This window comes from Sporomusaceae bacterium (assembly GCA_031460455.1).
In the GTDB taxonomy this organism is placed as follows: Bacteria; Bacillota; Negativicutes; order Sporomusales; family UBA7701; genus Anaeroselena.
Map to the genome: position 1 here is coordinate 178,299 of JAVKTQ010000004.1, position 24,492 is coordinate 202,790.

Here is a 24,492-nt window from a genome sequence, read left to right on the forward strand (position 1 = left end):
GCAGATAAACGGAGGAAAGATGTCTATTAATGAAATTAGTCCCCGCCGGACGTTCGCGATTATTTCCCACCCGGACGCCGGCAAGACGACACTTACGGAGAAGCTGCTGCTGTACGGCGGGGCTATCCACCTGGCCGGGTCGGTGAAGGCGCGCAAGACCCAGAAGCACGCCGTGTCGGACTGGATGGAGATCGAGAAGCAGCGCGGCATTTCGGTGACTTCGAGTGTGCTGCAGTTCGACTATCAGGGCATCCGCGTCAATATCCTCGATACCCCCGGCCACCAGGATTTCAGCGAGGATACGTACCGGACGCTGATCGCCGCCGACAGCGCGGTGATGATCATCGATGTGGCCAAGGGCGTGGAGGAGCAGACGAAGAAGCTTTTCCGGGTGTGCAAGGACCGGGGCATCCCGATCTTCACGTTCGTGAACAAGCTGGACCGGTTCGGGCGCAATCCTTTCGAGCTTATGGAGGAGATCGAGAAGGTGCTGGGCATCCGCGCCTACCCGATGAACTGGCCGGTAGGCGTGGACGGCGATTATAAAGGCGTGTACAACCGCCAGCTTAATCAGGTGGAGCTGTTCGCCAAGGACGAGTCGCACGGCCAGCGGGCGGTGCCGTCGACGACCGGCAGCGTGGATGACGCGGCTTTTCGGCAGTTGCTGGGCGAGGATGTCCACCAGGCTCTGTGCGACGATATCGCCCTGCTCGATATGGCCGGCGACGAGTTCGATTACGGTAAGGTGACCCGCGGCGAGCTTACGCCGATGTTTTTCGGCAGCGCAATGACCAACTTCGGGGTGCAGCCTTTTCTGGAGGAGTTTCTGCGTATGGCCCCCCCTCCCTCGCCCCGCCGTTCGTCACAGGAGGTCGTCAGCCCGGACAGCGATGTTTTCGCGGCGTTCGTGTTCAAGATCCAGGCGAACATGAACCCCGCCCACCGCGACCGCATAGCGTTCATCCGCATTTGCTCGGGGAAGTTCGAGCGCGGCATGACTGTGACCCACGTGCAGTCGGGCAAGCCGGTGAAGCTGAGCCAGCCCCAGCAGTTCCTGGCGCAGGAGCGGACGCTGGTCGAGGAGGCCCAGCCCGGAGATATCATCGGGCTGTTCGATCCGGGCATTTTCGCTATCGGCGACACGCTTTGCCAGCCGGGGCACGAGATCCGCTTCGAGGATTTCCCCGTTTTCCCGCCGGAGCAGTTCGCCCGCGTGCAGGCCAAGGATACGATGAAGCGCAAGCAGTTCGTGAAGGGGATGACGCAACTGACCCAGGAGGGGGCGGTGCAGGTTTTCCGCCAGCCAGGGGTGATCGAGTCGTTCGTGGTGGGCGTGGTCGGCAGCCTGCAGTTCGAGGTGCTGCAGTACCGCCTGAAGCAGGAGTACGGCGTCGATATCCTGATGCACCCGCTGCCTTTCGGCCTGGCCCGCTGGGTGGCCGGCCAGGGGCTCAATGTCAAGGCGCTTAAGGGCCTCGATAACGGCATGCTGCTCGAGGATACCAAGGGGCGCCCGTTGGTGCTGATAACGACGGAGTGGCAGCTGAACTGGGTGAAAGAGCGCAACCCGGGCGTGGAGTTTTTCGCCGCGCCTCAGGGTAATGCCGCAAATTCCCGAAATGTTGTGTAGACCGCCTGCTTGCGGTACAATAGGTACAGGTTATTATCTGGGATGGAGATGATGTTATGGTGGAAGAAAACGTCAAAGAATTTTTTGCAGCCCTCGGGTTCGCGGAGACGGAGATAGAGGACGGTCTGTCGACGCTGTTCTACGAGACTAGCCCGGAGGAGAGCTTTGCGCTGCTGACCGACGAGGAGGGGGCGGTGCCGGAGAGTCTGAAGAAGCCGCTGATTTTCGCCTGCTATATGCCGGACGGGGCGTTCGAGTGGAGCGCGAGCTTCAAGAACGCGCAGGTGTTCCGCGACGTATGGGCCGGGCCTGCCACGGTGAAGGAGAAGCTCGCCGCCGTCCTGAAGCACCGCGAGCAAGGTTATAAGTAACGATGATGAAACGGCCTGAACCGCGCGGTTCAGGCCGTTGTTTTTTTTGTTGTCGTCAGCCTTTGGGTATGGTCAGGCTCTCCGCCGGCTGGGGATAGCCGAAAAAGTAGCCCTGGATGATGTCGCAATCTTTTGCCTTGAGGATGCCCAGTTCTTCTTCGGTTTCGACGCCTTCGGCCACGACTTTGAGGCTGAGGCTGTGCGCGAGGGCGATGACGGCGGATACGATGTCGGCGTTGGCCTGGTTGGTGTGCAGGCTGCGGACGAAGCTGCGGTCGATTTTGAGGCTGTAGATGGGAAAGGTCTGGAGGTAGGAGAGCGAGGAGTAGCCTGTGCCGAAGTCGTCGATGGATACGACGACGCCCATGGCGGCGATTTCCGCCAGTTTGTCGCGGACTTTGTCGACCCCGTGCATGGTGACGTTCTCGGTGATTTCCAGCTCGAGGAGGCTGGGCGGGATGCCGTGCGTTTCGATGGCCCGCCGGACCATGTCGACGAAGCGCGGCTGGTTGAATTGGACGGCGGAGATGTTTATCGCCATCCGGATGGGGGCGGCGCCGTCGTCGAGCCAGCCCCTGAGCTGGCGGCAGGCCTGGTTCATGACCCATTCGCCGATGGGGATGATGAGGCCGGACGATTCTGCCAGGGGGATGAAGTCCAGGGGAGCGACCATGCCCTTGTTGGGGTGTTTCCAGCGCAGGAGGGCTTCGACTCCCACCAGCCGTTCTTCGAATGCGTGGTACTGCGGCTGGTAGAAGAGGACGAATTCCTCGTTGGTGATGGCGTTGCGCAGGTCGTTGAGCATGGCTATTTTTTTGATTGCTTCGGTCTGTAGGTATGGGTCGTAGAGCTGGATGCTGCCCTTGGCGTGTTCTTTGGCGTAGTTCAGGGCGCGTTCGGCGCTGTTGAACAGTTCTTCGCTTGTCTCGCCATGCCAGGGGAAGAGGCTGATGCCGATGCTGGTGTTGAGGTACAGGTCGCGCTCCCCGGACTGGAAAGGCTTGGCCAGGGAGTTTACCATCGCCTGGGCCACTTCTTCGGCCATCTTCCCGGCGTCGGCGTCCTTTATCAGCACCATGAAGTTGTCGCCGTCGAGGCGGGCGAGGTCACAGGCGGGGCAGATGGCGGCAATGACCTGCCGCAGCCGCTCGGTGGCGGCCACGAACAGCCTGTCTCCGGCGGCGCGGCCGACGCTGTCGTTGACGTAGCGGAAGTTGTCGATGTCGAACCGCAGGATGGCGACCGTCCCGGGCTGGCCCGCGGCCTTGTCGACGGCTTTGCCGAGCAACTCTGTGATGCGCCAGCGGTTCGGCAGGCCGGTGAGGGCGTCGTGGTAGGCCATGCGCTGGATCTGCCGCTCGTTGACCATCCGCTCCAGTTCCGCGGCCACCCGGGCGGCAAAGATGCGGAAGATGGCGATGATTAGTTCGGCGTTGGGCACGGGGCGTTCGTCCATGAGGGCCATGATGCCGAGGACTTGCCCGGAGGAGTCCTTGAGGGGGACGCCAATGTAGGTTTCCATGAGCCGCGGCTCCTGCCCGTCGGACGCATCCAGGACCGAGCCCTGAATGTTGCGGAAGAAGGGGTAGTGCTGCCAGGTCTTTTCCCGGTAGATGACGTCGCTGCCGTGGTATACGTCGTGGGACGGCTGGTCGGCTGCGACTTCGAAGCTGAAGGGGTTGAGCCGCGCGCCGCGGACGATGCTGGACAGCAGCGATATTTTGCCGTGGTCGAGGAATTCGCCGATGAAGCAGTAGCGGATGTTGAAGGTGTGGGCGAAGTAGTCTGTGAGGTAGTCGAAGAATTCCCGCCCGGTGGTGCCGGACATCCCTTCGACTATCTGGCGAAGGGTTTCCTCGACCCTGCGGCGGTAGGTGATGTCGCGGATGATGAATACGACTTCGTTGTCGGCTTTTTTGTAGGTGCGGCATTCGCGCGTCCACCGCGCGCCGTTATCTTCCGCTTCGTATTCGAAGGTCTGGGGCAGCCCCGTTGCCAGGGTGTTCCTGATGCCGGCCATGTATAGCTCGGCGAGGTGGACGGGCAGATACTCGGACAGGTGGCCACCGATCGTGATGCCTTCGATGTTGAAGGGATTCCAGCCCGAGGGTTCGATGACTTCCCGGTAGCAGCCGTCGCCGTCGAAGCGGATGATAAGGTCGGGGTTGGCGGTGAGGAGGGCGCGCATCTGCTCCTGGTTTTCGTGAAGCTCGCCGATCAGTTCGCGCGTGTTGCGCTTCATGGCGGTCAAGGACGCCGCCATCAACCCGAATTCGTCGCTGCGGCCGAGGATTTCCGGGCAGGTGTCGCGCTCGAAGCTGCCGGCGGCCATCTCGTCCATGCTGCTGGTCATTGCGGCGAGCGGCACGGTGATGGATTTGGTGAGGCGATAGCCGAGCAGCGCCGCCAGCAGCAGCGCCGCGAGCGAGAGGAACCACAGGGCGCCTACCAAAGAGTTGGAGACTCTGATGACTGACGCCAGTTTGGCGGTGATGATTTCTTCGTTCCGGGCGGAGATGTTATTGAGCCCGGCCTGGATTTCCCTGGCCATGTCGGTGAAGGCGAAGAGCATCGCCTGGTTCCGGCCGGCCAGTTCTTCCGCCCGGACGGTGTCGCCGGCCGCCCTGGCCCGCTTTTCCTCTTCGTGAAGGGGGAGATATTCGCCGGTGACGCCGGCCACGTATGTGTCGGTTTTCCGGATTACGGCGCTTACCAGGTCTTGCGTGGCCGGGTCGGCGGTCAGTGCCAGCAGGCTGTTTTCGTGCCGCAGGACGTCGCTGTAGCCCTGCAGGGCGCTTTCTTTGTAGGCGAGGACGCCGTCGGCGAGGTAACGCCTTATCTGGAGGACGGCGCCGGTGTAGCCCAGTTCGATGCGCACGGCGAGCAGCGCCCGCTCCTGGGCGAGGCGGATGTCGCTCACGTCTGCGACGATATTTGACAGGGACATGTAGGCGAAAGCACTGAACACCAAGAATATGGCTATCAGAAGAAATAAGGATATGCCGATCTTTTGTCCCATCTTAACCGCCAACTCTTCCCACCTCCATAGAAGGTCCGTTCCGCCGGAGTCGGCCTGCTGCTGTATGAATTTTTATCGCCGAGATTCGACTTCGTTACGGTTATACTTCCTTAAATAGGCAAAAAATCCTGCCTGGCAGGATTTTTCGTATACGGGGGAGGACTGCAGCTATTTGACGCGGCTGGTGATGATTTCGACAGCGTGCTCAAGTTCTACGTCTTCGCCGCGCGCGATCCGCAACGCGTTTTTCTTTGTCAGCGGTGTGCGCACGGACGGCGCTATGCCGCCTGTGCCGTCGCGGCTGTCGATCTGTACTTGCCTGTTTTTGTCCAGGGATTGCCCGAACGGCCAGTGAATCTCCAGGTTACCGGGCATCTTCGCCCCGCCGCCGGCCATGCCGAACGAGCCGTTGGTGCCGTAAAAGCCGACGGTTTCGCCGTTCGGCAGGTTCCTGATCCCCATCGCCAAACCTTCGCCCGAGCTGACGCATTTGCCGTTTACGAGGGCAACGACCGGCCCGCCGAAGAAGGGCGCGGCCGGCCTGATGTATAGGCCGGCGTCGGCGGCGCCCGCCTGGGCGTCGTCGGGGACTATTTCCCAGGCGTCGGTGGCGGCATTGAAGCAGTTCTGGTATTCGTACAGGACTTCTTCCCGGTAGAACGAGGCCAGCATGTCCGCGACCATTGAGTCCAGACCGCCGACGTTGTTCCTGATGTCGAGGATCAGTCCCTTTACCCCGGCGGCGTTGAATTCGGCCAGCGCCGTTCTGAACAGGCCGAGGGTCGAGGGGGCTCGGCCGGTGTCCCCGAGGTCGGCGTCGAATTCGCCCCAGATTTTCATATAGCCGATGTTTCCGGGCAGGATTTTCTTTTCGATCATCGCCGCGGGAGGAGGCTGGGGGTTGGCCGCGTTCAGGAGCAGATCCCTGAGGCCGTCGGAAACGACGGCCGCGGGGTAGCTTCTGGCAAGCGACTTGCCGCTGTCGTCGTAAGCGCTGAGCGTGGCCCGCGCTGTTTCGCCGTTGACGGCAAAGACGAGGGAAACCCCGGTGCCCCGTGGGGCGCGCGTAAGATAACGCACCTGCTGGCTGGCCAGGTCCTCGGCGGTGGCCGAGTTGGCGGTGAAAAGCGTCGGGACGTCTTTTAAAGCGTCCTTGACCGGCCGGCCGTTCCAGGCGAGGAGTTCCGCCCCCGCCCGCAGTCCTTGGGCGAACGCGGCGCCGGCTTCGTCGACCCAGGCGGCAATGATCCTGCCGTCCGATAGTTTGACGGCGGAGAAGCCGAAGCCGCCGCCGATGAATTTTTTGTCTATTTCGGGCACGGTTGTAATGCGGACATGCCCGTCGGGGATGGAGTGCACGTAACCCCGCAGGGCGAGGTAATAGGCGGTAAAGTCGTCCGCCGCCTGGGCCCGGTCGATCCGCGGCTTGAATTGGCTGTAAAGGGCCGCCCAGTCGATTTTTTTCCAGCCGGTGAACGCGTACTCCCGCGAGAATTTGCCGTGCAGCCTGTCAAAGGCTTCGCTCCAGGCGAGGCCGCCGTAATCCTCGGGCTGCGGCGCCCGGTAGGCGGGCTGTGCGGCGGCCGGAACGGCCTGAAGGGCGATGAGGAGCAGCAACAGCACCGCCAGCGATATTTTCCCCAGATATGCTCTTACGCTGTTCGTCGGCACACTCACGGTACTACCTCCTTGTTCGGCAATCGCCGGCTGTCAGGGTTTCGCTTGCGCGGCAGCCGGTGCGGCCGACTGCCCTGGGGCCGTCAAGGTGAAGGAGGCGAGTGCGGCAATCACCGGGACGGCGGCGATGACGGCGAAGGCAAGGCTGAGGCCGTGCTGGTCGGCGAGCCAGCCGAGTATGGGGGTGGTAAGGCCGCCGAAGCTGACGGCCAGTCCGAGTGTGACGCCCGACGCCAGGCCCATGCGGGTGGGCAGATATTTTTGGCCGAGAACGATCGTCGGGCTGAAGGGGATGTACAGGCAAAGACCCAAGGGGATGAGCAGCAGGGTGGCGGCGGCGGCGCTGTCGGCGGCGAGGAAGAGCAGCATTGCGGGAACGAGGGCCGCATAGCCCGCCCTTACGACCTGGCGGTAGCCGTATTTGTCGGCCAGCCGTCCGCCGATGAGGGTGCCTACGGCGCCGGTGAAGAGGAGGACGGACAGGGCCGTGCCGCCGGCGGCTTTGGACTGGTCGAGGATGTTTATCCAGTATAGGGGGATGAAGGTGGTGAGGCCGTAGAAGATGGTCGAGCGGCTGAATATGACTACCATGAGGCGGGAGAAGGCGCCCCACTCGTCTTGGGCGGGCGCGGGCCCGGAGCCTGCCTCTTTTTTCTTCGGGGCCGGCCTAAACTGCTCCAGGGATTTTAGCCCCAGGGCGAGGAAGGCGGCCATGACGGCGACGGGGACAAGGAGGACGAGGGTGCCTTTGAGGCCCCAGAAGAGCAGGGCGGCGGTGGTGATGATCGGGCCGACGGCGATGCCGGCGTTGCCGCCGACGCCGAAGATGCTGATGCCGGTGCCTTTTTTCTCGCCGGAGACGAAATTGGCGAGCCGGGCGGCTTCGGGATGGAAGGCGGCAATGCCTATGCCGCTGACGGTGACGGACAGGAACAGCAGCCAATAGTTATCGATGAAGCCGGTGAAGGCAAGGCCCAGCCCGGCAAGGAACACGCCCGCCGGCATGAGCCAGGGCATGGGTTTGCGGTCGGCGAGGTGGCCGATCAGGGGCTGGATGACGGAGGAGACGAGGTTGGCCGCCAGAACGAGGGTGGCCGCGGAAGCGTAGCTGAGGTTGTGCTCGACGATGAGGAACGGCAGGATGGCCGGCAGGGCGCCCTGATTGACGTCGGTAAAGAAGTGGCCGGCCGACAGTAAGCCCAGGTATTTCTGTTTCACGGTTTACCTCCCCACATAACAATGCATGACAATAAATATAAACTTGGGATTTTCTACTAGAAAGATTCCGCCAGTTGGGTTGTTGCCCGCAGCGCCTGCGCCAAGATTTCCTGCGATTTGTCGGGGGACGCTTCGATACCCTCGCAGATTATCGTCCTGAAGTCGGCGATTCCCAATAGGCTGCAGACTGATCTGAGGTAGGGGACGGCGTGGTCGAAAGCCTGGGCGGGGCCGTCGGAATAGCAGCCGCCGCGGACGTGAATAAGCAGCACCGGTTTGTCGGGCACCAGGCCCCGCCACCCGGTGTCCGTGTATTCGAAGGTTTTTCCCGCAACCGCGATATTGGCGATATACGCTGACAGCAGGGGCGGGAACTGGAGATTCCACATCGGGGCGGCAATGATTACTTTATCGGCGGCGATAAACTGGCGGGTAAAATGATCGACCCGCGCCAGCAGGCGCTCTTCTTCGCCGGTATGTTGCCCTGGCGCTTTGCTCCAGGCCTCCAGGACGGCGGCGTTTATTACCGGTATTTCCGTTTTATAAAGATCGAGCTCAATAATGTTGTCCGCCGGATTGCGCTTTTGGTACGCCGTGAGGAAGGCTTGCATGAGCCGCATTGTATAAGAATTTTTTCGCGGATTGGCCATGATTGCGAGAACCTGCGCCAAAATCTACACCTGCCTATACCTTTGTTGTCCGCGGCGTTCGTTAACACCGTCTTTTTATTTTGTTCTTGAGCTTTTACTTATTTCCTCCGCCAGTTCATTCAGATATGTCCACCGTTCCAATAATCCGTCAAGCTCGCGCTCCAGTTGCTTCTGCTCGGCCACCAGTTTTTGCAGTTGTGCGAAGTCGCTGCCGGCGGCGTCGATGCGGGCGGCAACTTCATGTAATTTCCGTTCGGCGTCGGCGATTACTGCGTCGATTTGCTCGTATTCGCGCTGCTCGTTAAAGGTAAAACGGGTTGGCTTTTTCACCGCCTGCGGCACAGGCGGTTTCGCGTCTTTTGGCTTCCCGGCTGCCGCGGGCTCCGGCGGCGTGCGCTTATCCAGATAGTCGGAGTAGCCGCCGGGATATTGCCTGATATCGCCGTCACGCTCGAAGGCGAATATTTTATCCGCCACCCGGTCGAGGAAATAACGGTCGTGGGATACGACGATGACCGCGCCGGGGAAATCGTCCAGATAGTCTTCGAGAATGGTCAGGGTCTGGATATCGAGGTCGTTGGTGGGTTCGTCGAGCAGCAATATATTCGGCGCTCCCATCAATATCCTGAGCAGATACAGGCGGCGCTTTTCCCCGCCTGACAGCTTGGCTATCGGCATCCACTGCACATTCGGCGGAAAGAGGAAGCGCTCCAGCATCTGCGAGGCGCTGACCGTGCCGCCGTCGGCGGTGGTAATAATGCTGGCTTCTTCCCGGATGTAGTCGATGACCCGCAGGCTGTCGTCCATGTCGCCGCTTTCCTGGGAGAAGCAGCCGATCTTGACGGTCTGCCCGATCTCTACCGTGCCGCTGTCGGCAGCCAGACGCCCGGCAATGATATTCAGCAGCGTGGATTTACCGCTGCCGTTAGGTCCGACGATGCCCACCCTGTCGTCCCGCAGAACGGTATAGCTGAAATCGCGGATCAGGGTCCGCTCGCCAAACGCTTGCTTGATATGTTCCAGGGCAATGATTTTCCGGCCCAGCCGGCTTGCGACAGCCTCTATCTCCAGCTTTTCGGCCGCAGGCGCGGCCTTTTGACTGCCGAGCTGCTGAAATCTGTCGAGCCGCGCCTTCTGTTTGGTACTCCGCGCTCGCGCGCCCCGCCTAATCCAGGCCAGTTCGTTTCTGAAGAGGTTTTGCCGCTTGCGTTCGCTGCCGGCCTGCTGTTCTTCCCGCTCGGCCTTCTTTTCGAGGAAGCTGCTATAGTTGCCGCCATAGGTATACAGCCGGCCTTTATCAATTTCGATAATCCGGGTGGCTACCCGGTCGAGAAAGTATCTGTCATGGGTCACCATGAGCAGGGCGCCCTTGTAAGCGTGGAGATATTGCTCCAGCCAGGCGACCATTTCGTTGTCGATATGATTGGTCGGCTCGTCGAGGATGAGCAGGTCGGCGGGATTTACGAGGGCGCTGGCCAGCGCGACCCGCTTGCGCTCTCCGCCGGAAAGGGTGCCGATGATGGCCGTAAAATCGCCGATGCCCAGCTTGGTCAGGATCGCTTTGGCGCTGCTTTCCAGTTGCCACGCATCCATGGCGTCCATTCGCTGGCTGAGAGCGATCAACTGCTTTTGCCGCTCGGCATCGCCGGGAGCAGCGCCGCTTTGCTGCAAGGCTTGCTCGTATTCCCGGATCAGCTTCATTACCGGCGAGCCGCCTGTGAAGACTTGCGCAAGGACGGTGGATGCGGCGTCAAGCTCCGGGTTTTGCGGCAGGTACCCCACCCGCACGCCGCTGCCGAGGGTTACCGTACCGCCATCGGCCGGTTCTAGCCCGGCGATGACTTTTAAAAAAGTCGATTTACCGGCGCCGTTGACGCCGATGAGACCGATTTTGTCGCCCTCGTCGACCCCAAGGGAGACATCGGCGAACAAGACTCTCTCACCATAGTTTTTCGCCAGGTTTTCGATCGAAAGTACATTCATGCCGTAATCCCTTACTTTGTTGCCGGGCGCATCGCAGGTTTCACCGGCGGGTTGCTGTCGACAAGCTTGCCGCGGTGCAGCTCTTTGGCCGCCGGCTTGATTTTCAGGGCCTTCGCGATCTTCGCGAGCAGCTCCGTTTCTTTACGGGTAACGAGCGATATCGCCGTGCCGCTCTGGCCGGCCCGACCCGTCCGCCCCGCCCGGTGCAGGTAGATTTGCGGGTCTTCCGCCAGCTCTAGGTTGAAGATATACGCCACTCCCGGTATATCCAGGCCCCGTGCCGCCAGGTCGGAAGCGACCAGGAGCCGCGCCTTGCCGCTGCGGAAATCCTCCAGCGCTTTCCGGCGATCGGCTTTGACGGCCGCGCCGTATATGCCGGCCGCCGCCAGGCCGTGATAGTTAAGCTTCATGACCGTTGTTTCGATCGCCTCGCTCTGATTGATGAACACAAGCGCCTGTTCGACATTCAGGTGGGCTGCCAGTTTGCGCAGCACTTCGATTTTTTCCCGCTGCTCGCACACAAAATACAGGTGGGAGATGCCTTCGGGGATAGCGGTTTGCCCCTTGACGGCAATCACTTCCGGGTCGCGCGTGAGTTCCCTGGCGCGCGCCAGCGCGGCCGGGGGCAGGGTCGCCGAGAAAAACAGCATTTGCCTGTCGCGCATGGTGGTTTTGACCACCGCTTTGACGGTGGCCCAGTTCGTATCGTCCAGCATTCTGTCCGCTTCATCGATGATAATCGTCCTGACTGTCTGGGTATTTATCTTGCGCTTCTGGATGAGTTCGAGGATCCGGCCGCCCGAACCGATAATAATATGCGGTTTTCCCTTCAGCATGTCGATTTGCCGCGTTATGTTTACCTGGCCGATGATCGGGACGGCCGTTACCGGCAAGGCCGCGTTGTGGGCGAGCGCTTCGCTCTGGTGATATATCTGCATCGCCAGTTCATGGGTCGGAGCGAGGATGAGCGCCTGGGTCTCTTTTTTGGCGGCTTCGATCTTCTGGAAGAGCGGCAGCAGATAGGCCAGCGTCTTGCCTGTGCCGGTCGCCGATTGCCCGATAACGTCTTTGCCGAAGAGAGCCGGCGGGATTACTTCGGTCTGTATGCCGGTCGGCCGGGTTATGCCCGCCTTGCCAAGGCCCCTGGCGAGCGGCTCGTTTATGCCGATGCCCGCAAATGAATCATCCATGTTTTTTCACTCCAATACAGCTTTCGTTAGCTAAAAATCCCTGACGGCAATTCTCAGTTTTTCGGTCAGATGTCTGAAGCTTGCCGCCTTCGTCGCTTCGTGGGCCGCCAGCGCAATCATGGCGCAGGCGCGGGCATCATGCAGGGCGTTGTGGTGCTCGAACAATATCTCAAGACGATTGGCGAGCGTCGGGAGTTTATAATTCTCGACATCGGCCCACACCCGTCTGGCGATGTCCACCGTGCACGCGTATTGAAAGCGGGGATGCGGCAGCCCGTATTCGTCCAGCATGCTGCGGAGCACGCCGATATCAAAAGGCGCGTTATGGGCGATGACTGTTTTATTCTCCAGGTGTGGCCGTATCTTGGGCCACAATTCCGCAAATGTCAGTTTATCGGCCACATCTTGGGCCGTTATTCCGTGGATCCTGGTATTCCAATAATCGAATTGGAGTACCGGCGGGCGAATCAGCGAATACGCCGCATTTACGATCCGCCCGTTTTCCACTGTAACCGCCGCCAGGCTGCAGGCGCTGGCTCTGCTGCGGTTGGCGGTTTCGAAATCGATTGCTACATAGTTCATCCGCCGTGATTTTCCCTTCGGTAGTATGTAGTATCCGCCCATTGCCTGACAGCTATTGACGGTATTAACTCTTTTTCACATGCTGTTTTTGCTCAGATATGTTTCGATATTCTGCAATACCTTTTCGCTCAGGCGGTCGAAGGCCTGCCGGGTGCGACCGGACGATACGTTCATACAGTTTACGTGCGGGCTGGCGAGCAGCTTGCCGGTAGCGTCGCCGAGAGCGGCGGCGGTGTCGCAGAAGAATTCGTTGTCGCCGTGTTCGAGCCATTTGGCAAGGGCGGGAAGCTCGTGCGACGGCCCGATGGAGGTATTGAACATGATTTTGTGGTTGCCGAGCCAGGCGAACTGTTCGTCGCCGAAGAGAATAACGTTTTTATTCAAGCAGGTGCAGACGACATCGACGGTACCCAGCAGTTCTTTCAAGGGCAGGTATTTGATGCCTTTGCTTTCCTGCTCCGGTTTGCGGGTGCGGCTGAAGTAGTGCAGGTCGGCGCCCATGGCCTGAAGCCCTTCGGCAAGCATCTGCCCGGAGGTGCCCAGACCGACTATGCCGACTTTCAGGCCGGTAAGCTCGACCGGCTGCTCTTGCCACTGTTTGTCGCCGAAGCCGTGGAGATAGCGGATGAGCTCGCTGAGGACGTATTCGACAACACCCTGGTCGCCATAATCGCGGATGCCGTATACGGCGATGTTTTTTGCCCGGGCGGCGCGAATATCCACATTGGCGCTTTCTTCGGAATAGAGGCTGCAGCACATGCCGATGTAGCGGATGCTGGGGCAGGCGTCAAGCACGGGTTTTTCGATGCGGCTTGTGTAGCTGAGCAGCACGGCGTCGGCATCGCCGATGCGGCGGATTATGTCCGCGTCGTCTTTGGGAAGGTCGGGAAACAGCACTACTTTTTGGGCATACTCATGGAGCTTTTGCTCGGCCGACGGAATGAGGCCGACCGGCTCGATGGCGACTAGTTTTTTGAACATGCGGGATGCCTCCTAAAAGACAATCGGCGACACGGCGTTTTGCAGAACTCGGACAACGCTCCACGCCGCAATCGCACTGGTGCGGGAATAGATGTTGAGTTCGGCGCATACTTCCTCGCCTTGTATTTCGATCTTGTATTTATCGCCCTTGAAGCCCGGCACGGCACAGATATTCATGGTGGTCTTTTCCGGACCGGCGCTGGCAAGGGCGGTGGCGATCGCCACATTTACCTTGGTGGGCAAAAGGGCGATGGCCTCTTTGGTCGTGCCGCTGAATACCGGCTGCGGGGCGGCGATGTCCATGAGGCCGTCGGTGAAGAGCGGCGTATTCCGGAGCGAAGCCGGCGCTTTCTGCGCACCGATGGAGGCGGTAATCGGGCTCATGAGGGCGGCGGTACGCAGGACGTCGAAGCCGCCTACGGCGCCGCTGGCGATGTAAACGCGGCGGCTGTTGGCGGCGGCGGTATTTCTTATGCGTTCGTAAAAATCGCGGTCGGCGAAGGCGCCGATCGAGAGAACGACTAAGTTCGAGCCGCCTTTCAAGATTTTTTCGCCATATTCCTGTACGGCTTTTACCGATGCCGCTTCAGCCGTAAAGTCCGCCTTAAGGGCGACAAGTTCGTCAATATCCGCGCAGGCTTTGCAGCCGTGGCGGCCGGAAAACTCCTTGGCGCGGTCATAGTCTCTTCCCAGAACGGCGACGAGCTCATATTCCGGCAGGAAGCCGGCGTTCAGGGCGTTGGCGACGATTTCATTGAGATAACCGCAGCCGATAAGGGCTAATTTGTATTTTTTCATGGGATACCTCGTTTCATGATAATGCGGAGGGCGTCGAGAGCCAAAATAGATAATTCCTTTTCAAACGGCAAACTCCTGCCGAATTGATGCGCATTCGGCAGGAGCCGGTCCGGGACGGTATTTACCTGTGCAGGGTCATTTGGCGTAATCGACAAGTATTTTTTGTCCGCCGAGCCGGATTGTCGTTTCGCTCGGCTTGGTTTCGGCGAGCAGGCGGCCCCGGCGGATGGAGAAGCGGACGGGGGTTTGGCGGCGGATGGCGTCGTAGCCGTCCGTCGCCGGCAATACAATTAGGTTGGCGGGTTTGCCTTCCGCCAGTCCGTAGGCCGGCAGGATGTTCAGCGCCCTGGCGCCGTTGGCGGTGATGAGGTCGATGGCGGCGAGGATCTGTTCATACCCCATGACCTGACAGACATGCAGGCCCATGTGGAGGACCTGGAGGAGACTGCCCGTTCCCAGCGGGTACCAGGGATCGAAGATGTCGTCGTGCCCGAAGCAGACGTTAATGCCATTCTCCAGCAGTTCCTTGACCCTGGTGATGCCCCGCCGCTTGGGATATGTGTCGAAGCGCCCCTGCAGGTGGGTGTTGACCAGGGGGTTGGCGACGAAGTTGATGCCGGATAGCTTCAGGAGGCGGAAGAGTTTCGAGGCGTAGGCGTTGTTGTAGGAATGCATGGCGGTCGTATGGCTGACGGTGACCTGCGGGCCCATGCCGCGGCGCCAGGCTTCCGCGGCCACGACTTCTACGAACCGCGACTGCTCGTCGTCGGTTTCGTCGCAGTGAATGTCGATAAGCTTGCCGTACTTTTCCGCTAGGTCGAACGTGACCTTAACGGATTCTACACCGTATTCGCGCGTGAACTCGAAATGGGGGATGCCGCCGACGACATCGGCGCCCATCTGCAGCGCTTCTTCCAGCAGTTCGCGCCCGCCGGCGTAGGAGAAGATGCCTTCCTGGGGAAAGGCGACGATTTGCAGGTCGACATAGGGAGCAATTTCGGCCTTGACTTGGAGCATGGCTTTGAGGGCGGTCAGCTGGGGGTCGGTGACGTCGACATGGGTGCGGACGTGCTGAATGCCCTGGGCTATCTGCCATTGAAGGGCTTTGAGCGCTCTTTGCCTGACGTCGTCCACCGACAGCGTCTGTTTGCGTTCGGCCCAGCGCTCGATGCCTTCGAACAGGGTGCCGCTTATATTCCACGCGGGCTCGCCGGCGGTGAGCGTTGTGTCGAGGTGAACGTGGGGCTCGACAAAGGGCGGCAAGGCCAGCCCGCCTTCGGCGTCGATGTCATCGTCCGCGACAGCGGGAAGTTTACGCTCCTGCCGGGTTATGCCGACTATCATTCCGGCGTCGACGGCAATTTCCCACAAGCCCTCATTGTTCCCTAGGCGGGCGTTGCATATTTTCATCGTTTTACTCTTCCCTACGGGGTTGCGCGTCTTTGGCGCCGTTTTCCGCGGCTGCCAGCAAGGGCGACATCACCGCATATGCTGCCGCAGAGCCGATGATCGCGTTGAGGGGGGGAATTCCGGGGGCGAATTTCGCTAATGCCACCCCGATGCACCAGGCGGCCATCGCGCACCAGTTAACCGCCTTCAGGTCCGCGGCTCCGATAGGCGGATAGACCCCGCGCCTGACTAATAAATAGTCGGCGATGATGATACCGCCGATCGGCGGCAGGGTTGAGCCCAGGAATGTCAGGAAGCCGACGAAGTTGTTGTACAGCCAGAGGGCGGCTAGCGTCCCGACTATGCCGTTGACGAGGACGAGTTTGCTTTTGGGGATGCCTGTTATGTTGGAAAACCCCAGACCGGAAGCGTAGAGGGCGTTATCGTTCGTTGTCCAGATGTTGAGCCCCAGGATGATGATTGCCGGGATTATGAGGCCCTGCAGGAACATCACTTCGGAGATGTCCGCCTGGCCGGTGGCGGCAGCGCCGATGGCGCCGAAGCCGAACATGAGGGAGTTGCCGAGAAAGAAGGCCATCACCGTTGTTGACACGCCGATGCTTTTCGTTTTCGCGAAGCGGGTGAAATCGGGCGCGAGCGTGCCGCCGCTGATGAAGGAACCGACACAGATGGTAAGGGCGGTCGCGAAGGTTAGCGTCTGTTTCGGCTCGAACTTCATCAAGCCTTGGAGGCCGCCGATCGTATCAAGCGCGCTGGAAGCCGAGTAGGTTCCCAGTATCGCGATCGCCGGCACTGCGATCATGCTGAGGACGGTCAGGGCTTTGATGCCCCAGTATGCTGTGGAGGTCATAAGGGCGCCGCCGATGACGATCAGCAGATACAAGTTTATGCCGGTGACTTTTTGCACAGGCAAAGCGAACATGGCTACCCCGACCCCGAACCAGCCGACCTGGGTGACGGCAAGCATAAATGAGGCTAGTCGCGATCCCTTATGCCCGAATGAGTATCTTGCCAGCAGGTGGGTCGATAACCCCGTTTCGGCGGCGATATAGGCAAGCGTCCCGGTGTATGCGCCCAGGATTAAGTTGCCGCCGAGCACAGCCAGGGCGAATTCCCCCGCCGTCAGGCCTGTGCCCAGCGTGCCGCCGGCCCACATGCTGGCGCTGAAGAAGGTGAATCCCATCATTACGACAAACATTGACCAAAAGCCGCGCCTTGCTGTTTGCGGCACCGCGGATAACGAATAATCACGGTCGACAACTCTCTCGGTTTCCCTCATAATTTTACCTCCCTGTTCTTCGTTGCCTCGCAGACATGATAAAGGCTCTCTGCCATACTCTGACAGAGAGCCTTGTGCATGAGCTAGAAGCAACACTGCTAACCCGCTTAATTTGGCCACCTTGTCAGCCTCTCTGGACTGCCTTTAAAGGTTACTGTTATGTTATTTTTATTTTGACACTTCCTGGGAATATTGTCAATATGATTAGTGCTCGACTATAGCTGCGAATCCGAAGCATGCATAACCCCTGTTAATCTAAAACCGCGCCGCTTCTCAGGTCAGCGATGAATTCCGAAACGGCAGCCTCTTCCGTGGCCCAGGATGTGACAAGGCGGATCGCGGAATTGTCTGCGTCGACTTTTTCCCATATATAGAAGGAGTATTTCTCCTGAAGCTTTTCTATCAACCGGTTGGGTAAGACCGGGAATATCTGATTGGAGGGGGAGTGTGTCAGGAACCTGTAGCCCGCGCCGCTGATCGCGTTTTTCAGCAAACCTGCCATCTTGTTGGCATGCCTGGCGAGGTCGAAGTACAGCCCGTCCCTGAAAAGCTCGAGGAACTGTATGCCGAGAAGCCTGCCTTTGGCGAGCAGCGCCCCTTTTTGCTTCATATGAAAGCGAAAATCCTCCCGAAGCACAGCTGTGCGGACTACGAGCGCTTCACCGAGAAGGGCGCCGCCTTTTGTCCCCCCGATATAAAAAGCGTCGACCAGCAGCGTCATCTCGGGCAGCTTAAGGTCGTTTTCTTCCGAGCACAGAGCCGAACCAAGCCGCGCGCCGTCGAGATACAGATAAAGATTGTTCTGTCTGCAAAAGCTGCTGATATCCTGAAGTTCGCTCTTATTGTAGATTGAGCCGATTTCCGTCGGGTTTGATATATATACGAGTTTCGGCTTTACCATATGCTCGTCGGTATGCCCTTCGACGACGGCCCGGATATGTTCGGTATTCAGTTTTCCGTCGCTTACGGCAACGGATATGACTTTGTGCCCGGTTGCCTCGATTGCCCCGGTTTCGTGAACGAGGATATGGCCGGTATTGGCGGCGATGACTGCTTCGTGCGGCCGTAAAAAGGCCGAGAGGGCGGTGAGGTTGGTCTGGGTGCCGCCGGACAGAAAATGAATGTCGGCCTCGTCACACCCGATGCTTTGTCGTAAAAGCCCGGCCGCCTGCAGAGAATAACGATCCTCTCCGTATCCTTCGGTCTGTTCCAGGTTCGTTTCCAGCAAAGCGCTCAATATTCTCGGATGCGCTCCTTCGCTGTAGTCGTTTTTGAAGCTGTACATTCCGCATAATCTCCTTTTAAAAATCGATAATTTCCGGTTTATAGTCGTCAGGCAATTCTTCTTCGTTTAAAAATCGGAAATTGTCATCATTCAGTATCGGGATAAATATTTCGTAGGGAATCATGGAAAACTCACAGGCGTAATTACTGGCGCCGAACCACATCCCCGCCTTGCCGGTCAAATTTAGACCGCGGGCAAACTTTGTGTAGTTCGAGCAATCGTGAACCGCTAAATCCCAGTTTTCTTCAGCAGCTATTTTCATGAATTTCAAGGTCAGTTCCCTGCTCCAGATCGGCGATATATAGCCATGCCGGGAAATATACATATTTTCCCCTTGATAATTGACTATGTTATGTTCATTTAAATGTAATTCGGCGCAATTGATAAAATCGAGGTTTGTCGCAAAGATTGCCTGCTTCTTTTTAAAAAACGCCGCGAAAAACTCGGGAGTCATCGGGGTTTCAATACCGACGCTTTTAATATGTTTTTTCGCTATGCCGATATTTTCGATTACTTTGTCTGAACAATTCGAAGCGCCCAGGTTAAAACGCAGTTCGTCAAGGCCGGCTTCGCCCAGTGCTTTCAAGGTCTCTTCCGTTGCCAGAGTGCCATTTGTGTATAGATGTTGATGGATTCGAGCGTCGCTGAATTTCTTTATGACCGGATAGTATTCTGCGATTTCCATGAAAGGCTCTAAGTAAACGTAGGAAATGCCGGTGGGTTTCTCGTGAATGGAAAGCAGCAAGTCGATATCCTTTTCGTAAAATTTCGTGCCGCCGATTTCCCACATTCCTGCGCCAACGGGATGAATCGCATCCAGTTCGCCGTAATTATAACAGAACTTGCACTCTAAATTGCATTTGTTCGTTTTCCTGATCGCGCTCAAACCGGTACCCGACAGACAAGAACGGCATCCCTGGGGGAATTTGCTTTCGTTGCCGACAAAAAATGATCTGTTCTGCAGAGTTTGCAAACCTGTAATTTCCGCCATCAGCGCATCGTTTCTATGCTCGATTGCCGCCTCGATTTGCGCAAAGGTGGCATAGATGATTTCTTCGTGTTTTATACTGATTTCCGCTTCCTCTGGCAATTGTGAGAAAAAATCGAACCATATCAACGCATCATTCTTGGGAATTTTCATAACGTCTCCGCCTATCTTTTTAATCTAAGACTCCAGATTATTCGCCATCGCCAGTGATACGGTTCACTGTATTACTTAAGCCTTCCCGGCTTGGCGTTTTGGAACCATTCCAGCGTAGCTGCTCTGTGCTCAGCCGGAATTTTAGCTTTTACCTCCGCATGCAGCCATGCCAATGTTTTGTCATTCAGATACTTTCTCATCTGCTCTTCGGCTTCGAGCATTACGGCCTTGATCAAACAAGGACATTTCGTATAGGAATCCGGCAAGTTATTTTTGTCCAGCAATATCTCCTTTTGCCGGACTTCTACACAGCGAAAAAACGGCGAGGCCCCTTCTACCGCTTCAACAATGTCCCAGAAAGTTATCTTTTCCGGCGCGCGGGCCAACTCATAACCGCCCTTGACACCGGGAACCGACTTTACTATCCCTGCCTTGGTAAGTTTTGTATATACTTTCGAGAGATAGGTTTCCGAAACGCCTTGATACGCTGCCAAATCTTTAATGCCAACGGATTTCCCTGCCGGAAAATCCACCATATATAATAAGCAATGCAGTGCATACTCTACACCTATTGAAAATTGCATGAAAATCACCCTTCTTTATAACATCCTATTCTTCCCACATAGTACTTCGATATTTTCTTATAGTCAATATGAGCACTCATAATATTATAGTCAAACATTGTCTATAATAATAATGTGCCTTTAGGCACGGGAATGCTGTTGACATTCGGAGAACACGACGCTATAATAATTGTAGATAATATTTATCCAGGATATAAATTATCTGCGTTAACCGTAGTGTTCCACTCATTAAAATTTAGGGGGAAAAGTAATGCTAAGCGAGAAGTTTTTCGAGGTTTTAAAAGACGAGGGCGTAGTTTCCATAGTGTCATGGGGTGAAGACGAGCCGCATATCGTGAACACTTGGAATTCATATTTGGTTGTAACTCCTGATGAAAGAATATTAGTGCCGGCTTATGCAATGCGAAAAACGGAAAAGAACCTTAAACTAAATAATAAATTAAAGATGGCTTTAGGAAGCAGAAATGTTGTAGGTTATAACAACTATCAAGGAACAGGCTTTGTCCTCGAAGGAACCGGAGAATATCTCGAATCTGGTCCAGAGTATGAAATGATGAAAGAGAGATTCTCGTTTCTAACCAGGGTACTAGCAATAACTGTTACATCTGCCAAGCAAATGCTTTAAAAACGCGCTGCCGAGGCTGAACCGCATATGAATAAAAAACTGTTCGCCGAAACGACGAGCAGTTTTTTATTCATATAGCGTCTTTTGGCCGTTACCAGTGATATGGTTCACCGCGGCTGATTTTGAAAGCGCGGTAGAGTTGTTCGACGAGGAGGAGTCTGATCATCTGGTGGGTGAAGGTGAGGGCGGAGAAGGAGAGTTTTTCGGCCGCCGCTTCGAGGACGGCGGGGGCGAGGCCGAAGGCGCCGCCGATGACGATGGTGAGGTCGCTTTTGCCGGCGAGGGCGAGGGCGTCGAGCCGGGCGGCGAGGTCTTCGGAGGAGAGGCGGGCGCCGCCGCGGTCGAGGACGATGAGGTGACTGGCAGGGCGGACGGCTTTTAATATGCGCTCGCCTTCCCTGGCGAGGACTTTGGCTTTGTCGGCCGGGGAGGGGCTGTCAGGCATTCTTTCTTCGGCGAGCTCGGCGATGTCGAGCCGGCAGTAAGGCGCGAGACGTTTGAGGAATTCGCCGATGCCTTCGGCCAGGTAGCGTTCTTTTATTTTGCCTACGGCGACGATGGTGATGCGCATGGCGTTACTGGCTCGGCATTTCTTCGAAGAGGACGCTGCGGGCGGAGAGCTGGCCGTTCCTGCTGACGGAGACGTCGGACCGGCCGCCGACGGGCTGGGCGTCGACGACGGCTCTCAGGTCGGCGACGGTGTTGGTTTCTTTGCCGGCGATGGCGACGATGATGTCGCCTTCGCGGATGCCGGCTTTGGCGGCGGGGCCGCCGGGCTGGACGCCGGCGACGTAGACGCCTTTGTCGACGTTGAGCTGGTAGCCGTAGCGGGCGGCGGTGGTTTTATCGAGGATGCCGACGCCGAGGTAGGCGCGGACGACTTTGCCTTTTTCGATGAGTGACTGGACGATTGGCCGGACGGTGTTTACGGGGATGGAGAAGCCGATGCCTTCGACGCCGGCGGCGGCGAGCTTGGCGCTGTTGATGCCGATGACGAGGCCGTCGGCGTTGACGAGGGCGCCGCCGCTGTTGCCGGGGTTGATGGCGGCGTCGGTCTGGATGAGTTTGAAGCGGCGTTCGCCGAGCTCGATGGAGCGGTTGAGGGCGCTGATGACGCCGGCGGTGACGCTGCCGCGGAATTCGAGGCCGAGGGGGTTGCCGATGGCGATGGCGGGTTCGCCGACGAGGAGGGTGTCGGAGTCGCCGAGGACGGCGGCCGGCAGGCCGGTGGCGTCGATTTTGACGACGGCGAGGTCGGTGACGGGGTCGGCGCCGACGCGCCGGCCGGTGAAGGTGCGGCCGTCGGCGAGGGAGACGGTGAGTTCCTGGGCGTTTTCGACGACATGGTTATTTGTGACGATGTAGCCGTCGGCGGAGATGATGACGCCCGAGCCGGTGCCCTGCTCGACGAGGATCTGGCGGTTGAAGAAGTCGCGGACGTAGCCTTTGTTGGTTATGCCGACGACGGCCGGGCCGACGGTTTGGGCGGCGCGGACGACGGGGGTGTTGCGGGCTTCGGATATCTGGGCGTGGGCGACGGGGGGCAGGAGGGTGTTCTGCGGGGCCGGAGCCGGGGAACCGGGTTTGGCGAAGTGGGGGGCGCCGTAGCCGAGGACGAGGCTGCCGCCGATGAGGGCGCCGAATACGGCGACGATGAAGTAGGGGGCGAGACGTTTGTACAGCTGTTTCATACCGTATCCTCCTTGCTGTTATTTAGGCTGGCGGTCTGGTCGGGGTGGGTGAGGGTGAGGGTTATGTCTTTGCCGAGCTGGCAGCCCTGTTCGCCGAGGATGCCGGCGACGGTGGCTTCGGCCAGTTCGGGACGGTTGTTTTCCTGGCTGATGTGGGCGAGAAAGACGTGGCAATGGCTTTTGCGCGGCAGGCGGGCCAGCGTCCAGCCGGCGTCGGTGTTGGCGAGGTGGCCGCGGTTCGATAGGATGCGCTGTTTGAGGAACCAGGGGTATTTGCCCTGTTTGAGCATGTCGACGTCGTGGTTGGCTTCGAAGACGATGGCGTCGGCGAGGGCGAGGCCTTTTTTTACGGTGTCGGTGACGAAGCCGAGGTCGGTGGCGAGGCTGCATTTCTGGTGGCGGTGGTAGAAGCTGAAGCCGACGGGGTCGGCGGCGTCGTGAGAGAGGTTGAAGGGCTCGATTTTGAGCTTGCCGATGTCGAGGCTGGCGGGCAGGTCGCGGCGGCATTCGCCGGCGACGCAGGCGCCGATGCCGTCGTCGTCCATGGCTTGCCAGGCGGCGGGGCGGGCGTATATGGGCAGGCGGTATTTGCGGCTGAGGGTGGGCAGGCCGGCGACGTGGTCGCGGTGCTCGTGGGTGACGAGAACGGCGTCGAGGTCTTCGACGGCTGTGCCGACGGCGGCGAGGGCGTTTTTGATCCGCCGGCAGCTGATGCCGGCGTCGACGAGGATGTTGGCGCCGGCCATATTTATGAGGGTGGCGTTGCCGGTGCTGCCGCTGGCCAGGACGTGTATCTGCATGACAAGCTCCTTTTGAGGGCAATATGCTGTGGTATTTAATGTTATTCGCGACAAAAAACCACAATTCCTCTTGTCAGAAGCTGGGTTGGTTGTCAGACGGCGGTTATCCTGGGCCGGACGGCGTCCTGCAGCGAGGGGGGCAGGGCGCGGAGGAGGATTTCGCCGATTTCTCTGAGGCGGGCGGCGGTTTTGGCTTCGAAGCGGAAGGTGAAGAGGGGCTCGGTAACGGAGGCGCGGATCATGCCCCAGCCGTCGGGGAATTCGATGCGGACGCCGTCGATGAGGTTGGGGCGGTAGGAAGCAAGGGCGGCGGCGGCGGCGGCAATGACGGCGTCTTTGTCGGGGTGGGGATAGGGGATGCGGATGTCGGGGGTGAGGAGGTAGTCGGGGACGCTGGCGGCGAGGGCGGAGAGGGGGCCGCGGGCGGCGGTGATTTCGGCGATTTTGAGGGCGGCGAAGGCGCCGTCGTCGTAGCCGAGTTCGCGGAAGAAGAAGTGGCCGCTGATTTCGCCGGCGAAGAGGGCTTTCTCCCGCCGGAAGGCTTGTTTGCTGAAGGTGTGGCCGGCGCGGGCCATGACGGGGCGGCCGCCGGCTTTAACGATTTCTTCGGCGACGACCATGGAGCATTTGGCGTCGTAGACGACGGCGCCCGGTTCCTGCGCGAGGTAGTGCCTGGCGAGGAGGACGATGATGTCGTCGTTGTCAAGGGGACGGCCGGTTTCGTCGACGAAGCCGACGCGGTCGCCGTCGCCGTCGAAGGCGGCGCCTAGGGCGGCGCCGGTGCGGCGGACTTCGGCGCCGAGGGCGGCGAGGTTTTCGGCGAGAGCTGGGTTGGGGGGCCGGTGGGGGAAGCTGCCGTCAGGCCGGCAGTATAGCTCGATGACGTCGTAGCCGAGGCTGCGGAAGAGCGCGGGGGCAAGGCGGGAGGTGGCGCCGCTCCCGGCGTCGAGGACGATTTTGAGGCTGCCTTTCCCGGCCCGGGCGGCGGTGTAGGCGAGGTAGTCGGCGGCGACGGGCAGCCTGGTGTGGCTGCCGTGGCCCGCGGTACGGGCGCCGGCGGCGACGAGGGCGGCGATGCCGGCGATGTCGGCTTCGCTGACCGGCTCGGGACCGAGGACGAGCTTGAAGCCGTTATAGGGGGCGGGGTTGTGGGAGGCGGTGACCATGACGCCGCCCGCGGCCGCCGTTTTCTGCAGGGCGTAGGAGAATACGGGGGTGCTGACGGTGCCGATGTCGAGGACGTGGCAGCCGGATTCGACGAGGGCTTCGATGACGATGGCCTGGAGGGCCGGGGTGGAGAGGCGGATGTCGCCGCCGACGACGATTTTTTGGCCGGCGAGGTTGCGGCCGACGGCGAGGCCGATTTTGCGGGCGGCGACGTCGGTGAGGTCGCGGCCGGCGATGCCGCGGATGTCGCAGGCGTGGAAGATGCTCATGGGTGGTCTCCTTTCGGTGCGCGGTCAGGGTTATTGTAGCATGGGGAAGGAAAATAATTCAACACCCGCAGCGGCCGGTGTGTGCGAGCGAAAAGGTTACATAACAAGAAGGAGCGGCATAGGATATATAAAACATCGAAGG

At 59.0% G+C, this 24,492-nt stretch carries 21 protein-coding genes; 3 read left to right on the forward strand and 18 right to left on the reverse strand.

All coding sequences use genetic code 11. The annotated features are described in order from the left end of the window. Window positions 1–19: 19 nt before the first annotated feature. The gene (locus RIN56_08875; protein ID MDR7866923.1) at window positions 20–1,630 is read left to right on the forward strand and encodes a peptide chain release factor 3; all 1,611 of its coding nucleotides are present in this window, start codon (window positions 20–22) and stop codon (window positions 1,628–1,630) included. Between the two features lie 56 nt (window positions 1,631–1,686). Continuing rightward, the gene (locus tag RIN56_08880; GenBank protein MDR7866924.1) at window positions 1,687–2,001 is read left to right on the forward strand and encodes a hypothetical protein; all 315 of its coding nucleotides are present in this window, start codon (window positions 1,687–1,689) and stop codon (window positions 1,999–2,001) included. Window positions 2,002–2,056: 55 nt separating this feature from the next. Here the strand turns inward: RIN56_08880 and RIN56_08885 are convergent, their stop codons facing one another. From RIN56_08885 to RIN56_08950, 14 genes are all read right to left on the reverse strand, one after another. Beyond that, window positions 2,057–5,032: an EAL domain-containing protein gene (locus RIN56_08885; GenBank protein ID MDR7866925.1), complete on the reverse strand. Its 2,976-nt coding sequence runs from the start codon at window positions 5,030–5,032 to the stop codon at window positions 2,057–2,059. A 156-nt stretch (window positions 5,033–5,188) separates the two neighbouring features. Next, entirely contained in the window at window positions 5,189–6,697 is a 1,509-nt protein-coding gene (locus RIN56_08890) for a S41 family peptidase (protein ID MDR7866926.1), read from the reverse strand. Between the two features lie 33 nt (window positions 6,698–6,730). Beyond that, the gene (locus tag RIN56_08895; GenBank protein ID MDR7866927.1) at window positions 6,731–7,915 is read right to left on the reverse strand and encodes an MFS transporter; all 1,185 of its coding nucleotides are present in this window, start codon (window positions 7,913–7,915) and stop codon (window positions 6,731–6,733) included. A 56-nt stretch (window positions 7,916–7,971) separates the two neighbouring features. Beyond that, window positions 7,972–8,586: an FMN-dependent NADH-azoreductase gene (locus RIN56_08900; GenBank protein ID MDR7866928.1), complete on the reverse strand. Its 615-nt coding sequence runs from the start codon at window positions 8,584–8,586 to the stop codon at window positions 7,972–7,974. A gap of 54 nt (window positions 8,587–8,640) precedes the next feature. Then, entirely contained in the window at window positions 8,641–10,548 is a 1,908-nt protein-coding gene (locus RIN56_08905; protein ID MDR7866929.1) for an ABC-F family ATP-binding cassette domain-containing protein, read from the reverse strand. 11 nt (window positions 10,549–10,559) lie between these two features. Then, window positions 10,560–11,738, reverse strand: coding sequence for a DEAD/DEAH box helicase (locus RIN56_08910; GenBank protein ID MDR7866930.1), 1,179 nt, complete (start codon window positions 11,736–11,738; stop codon window positions 10,560–10,562). Between the two features lie 30 nt (window positions 11,739–11,768). Continuing rightward, window positions 11,769–12,320 (reverse strand): 3'-5' exonuclease, encoded by a 552-nt coding sequence (locus tag RIN56_08915; protein MDR7866931.1) that lies wholly within the window; start codon window positions 12,318–12,320, stop codon window positions 11,769–11,771. Between the two features lie 75 nt (window positions 12,321–12,395). Next, on the reverse strand, window positions 12,396–13,301 hold the full coding sequence (locus tag RIN56_08920; GenBank protein MDR7866932.1) for a D-isomer specific 2-hydroxyacid dehydrogenase family protein: 906 nt from the start codon (window positions 13,299–13,301) through the stop codon (window positions 12,396–12,398). Window positions 13,302–13,313: 12 nt separating this feature from the next. After that, a complete protein-coding gene (locus RIN56_08925) occupies window positions 13,314–14,099 on the reverse strand; it encodes a DUF108 domain-containing protein (protein MDR7866933.1) in 786 nt (261 codons plus the stop codon). A gap of 135 nt (window positions 14,100–14,234) precedes the next feature. Next, the gene (gene codA, locus RIN56_08930) at window positions 14,235–15,509 is read right to left on the reverse strand and encodes a cytosine deaminase (protein MDR7866934.1); all 1,275 of its coding nucleotides are present in this window, start codon (window positions 15,507–15,509) and stop codon (window positions 14,235–14,237) included. Window positions 15,510–15,513: 4 nt separating this feature from the next. Continuing rightward, complete coding sequence (codB, locus tag RIN56_08935; protein ID MDR7866935.1) at window positions 15,514–16,788, reverse strand: cytosine permease; 1,275 nt, start codon at window positions 16,786–16,788, stop codon at window positions 15,514–15,516. A 250-nt stretch (window positions 16,789–17,038) separates the two neighbouring features. Beyond that, a complete protein-coding gene (locus RIN56_08940; GenBank protein ID MDR7866936.1) occupies window positions 17,039–18,073 on the reverse strand; it encodes an aminotransferase class I/II-fold pyridoxal phosphate-dependent enzyme in 1,035 nt (344 codons plus the stop codon). Between the two features lie 16 nt (window positions 18,074–18,089). Beyond that, window positions 18,090–19,214 carry a radical SAM protein gene (locus RIN56_08945; GenBank protein ID MDR7866937.1) on the reverse strand — a complete coding sequence of 375 codons (1,125 nt, stop codon included), beginning with the start codon at window positions 19,212–19,214 and terminating at the stop codon, window positions 18,090–18,092. A 71-nt stretch (window positions 19,215–19,285) separates the two neighbouring features. Then, on the reverse strand, window positions 19,286–19,798 hold the full coding sequence (locus RIN56_08950; protein ID MDR7866938.1) for an Rrf2 family transcriptional regulator: 513 nt from the start codon (window positions 19,796–19,798) through the stop codon (window positions 19,286–19,288). 250 nt (window positions 19,799–20,048) lie between these two features. On the opposite strand from RIN56_08950, the gene RIN56_08955 reads away from it, so the two are divergent. After that, window positions 20,049–20,423, forward strand: coding sequence for a pyridoxamine 5'-phosphate oxidase family protein (locus RIN56_08955; protein MDR7866939.1), 375 nt, complete (start codon window positions 20,049–20,051; stop codon window positions 20,421–20,423). Between the two features lie 91 nt (window positions 20,424–20,514). On the opposite strand, the gene rlmH is transcribed toward RIN56_08955, so the two are convergent. The 4 genes from rlmH to RIN56_08975 form a co-directional block, all read right to left on the reverse strand. Next, a complete protein-coding gene (gene rlmH / locus RIN56_08960) occupies window positions 20,515–20,994 on the reverse strand; it encodes a 23S rRNA (pseudouridine(1915)-N(3))-methyltransferase RlmH (GenBank protein MDR7866940.1) in 480 nt (159 codons plus the stop codon). A gap of 4 nt (window positions 20,995–20,998) precedes the next feature. Next, window positions 20,999–22,105 (reverse strand): trypsin-like peptidase domain-containing protein, encoded by a 1,107-nt coding sequence (locus tag RIN56_08965; protein MDR7866941.1) that lies wholly within the window; start codon window positions 22,103–22,105, stop codon window positions 20,999–21,001. A gap of 5 nt (window positions 22,106–22,110) precedes the next feature. Continuing rightward, a complete protein-coding gene (locus RIN56_08970; GenBank protein MDR7866942.1) occupies window positions 22,111–22,914 on the reverse strand; it encodes an MBL fold metallo-hydrolase in 804 nt (267 codons plus the stop codon). 92 nt (window positions 22,915–23,006) lie between these two features. After that, complete coding sequence (locus tag RIN56_08975; GenBank protein MDR7866943.1) at window positions 23,007–24,350, reverse strand: phosphomannomutase/phosphoglucomutase; 1,344 nt, start codon at window positions 24,348–24,350, stop codon at window positions 23,007–23,009. Window positions 24,351–24,492 lie beyond the last annotated feature (142 nt).

Coding starts and splice junctions, on each gene's coding strand:
- RIN56_08875 (MDR7866923.1), top strand. CDS start 20: ATGTCTATTAATGAAATTAGTCCCCGCCGGACGTTCGCGATTATTTCC.
- codB (MDR7866935.1), bottom strand. CDS start 16,788: ATGAGGGAAACCGAGAGAGTTGTCGACCGTGATTATTCGTTATCCGCG.
- RIN56_08955 (MDR7866939.1), top strand. CDS start 20,049: ATGCTAAGCGAGAAGTTTTTCGAGGTTTTAAAAGACGAGGGCGTAGTT.
- RIN56_08915 (MDR7866931.1), bottom strand. CDS start 12,320: ATGAACTATGTAGCAATCGATTTCGAAACCGCCAACCGCAGCAGAGCC.
- RIN56_08975 (MDR7866943.1), bottom strand. CDS start 24,350: ATGAGCATCTTCCACGCCTGCGACATCCGCGGCATCGCCGGCCGCGAC.
- RIN56_08905 (MDR7866929.1), bottom strand. CDS start 10,548: ATGAATGTACTTTCGATCGAAAACCTGGCGAAAAACTATGGTGAGAGA.
- RIN56_08940 (MDR7866936.1), bottom strand. CDS start 18,073: ATGTACAGCTTCAAAAACGACTACAGCGAAGGAGCGCATCCGAGAATA.
- RIN56_08945 (MDR7866937.1), bottom strand. CDS start 19,214: ATGAAAATTCCCAAGAATGATGCGTTGATATGGTTCGATTTTTTCTCA.
- RIN56_08970 (MDR7866942.1), bottom strand. CDS start 22,914: ATGCAGATACACGTCCTGGCCAGCGGCAGCACCGGCAACGCCACCCTC.
- RIN56_08910 (MDR7866930.1), bottom strand. CDS start 11,738: ATGGATGATTCATTTGCGGGCATCGGCATAAACGAGCCGCTCGCCAGG.
- RIN56_08880 (MDR7866924.1), top strand. CDS start 1,687: ATGGTGGAAGAAAACGTCAAAGAATTTTTTGCAGCCCTCGGGTTCGCG.
- RIN56_08950 (MDR7866938.1), bottom strand. CDS start 19,798: ATGCAATTTTCAATAGGTGTAGAGTATGCACTGCATTGCTTATTATAT.
- RIN56_08920 (MDR7866932.1), bottom strand. CDS start 13,301: ATGTTCAAAAAACTAGTCGCCATCGAGCCGGTCGGCCTCATTCCGTCG.
- RIN56_08925 (MDR7866933.1), bottom strand. CDS start 14,099: ATGAAAAAATACAAATTAGCCCTTATCGGCTGCGGTTATCTCAATGAA.
- codA (MDR7866934.1), bottom strand. CDS start 15,509: ATGAAAATATGCAACGCCCGCCTAGGGAACAATGAGGGCTTGTGGGAA.
- rlmH (MDR7866940.1), bottom strand. CDS start 20,994: ATGCGCATCACCATCGTCGCCGTAGGCAAAATAAAAGAACGCTACCTG.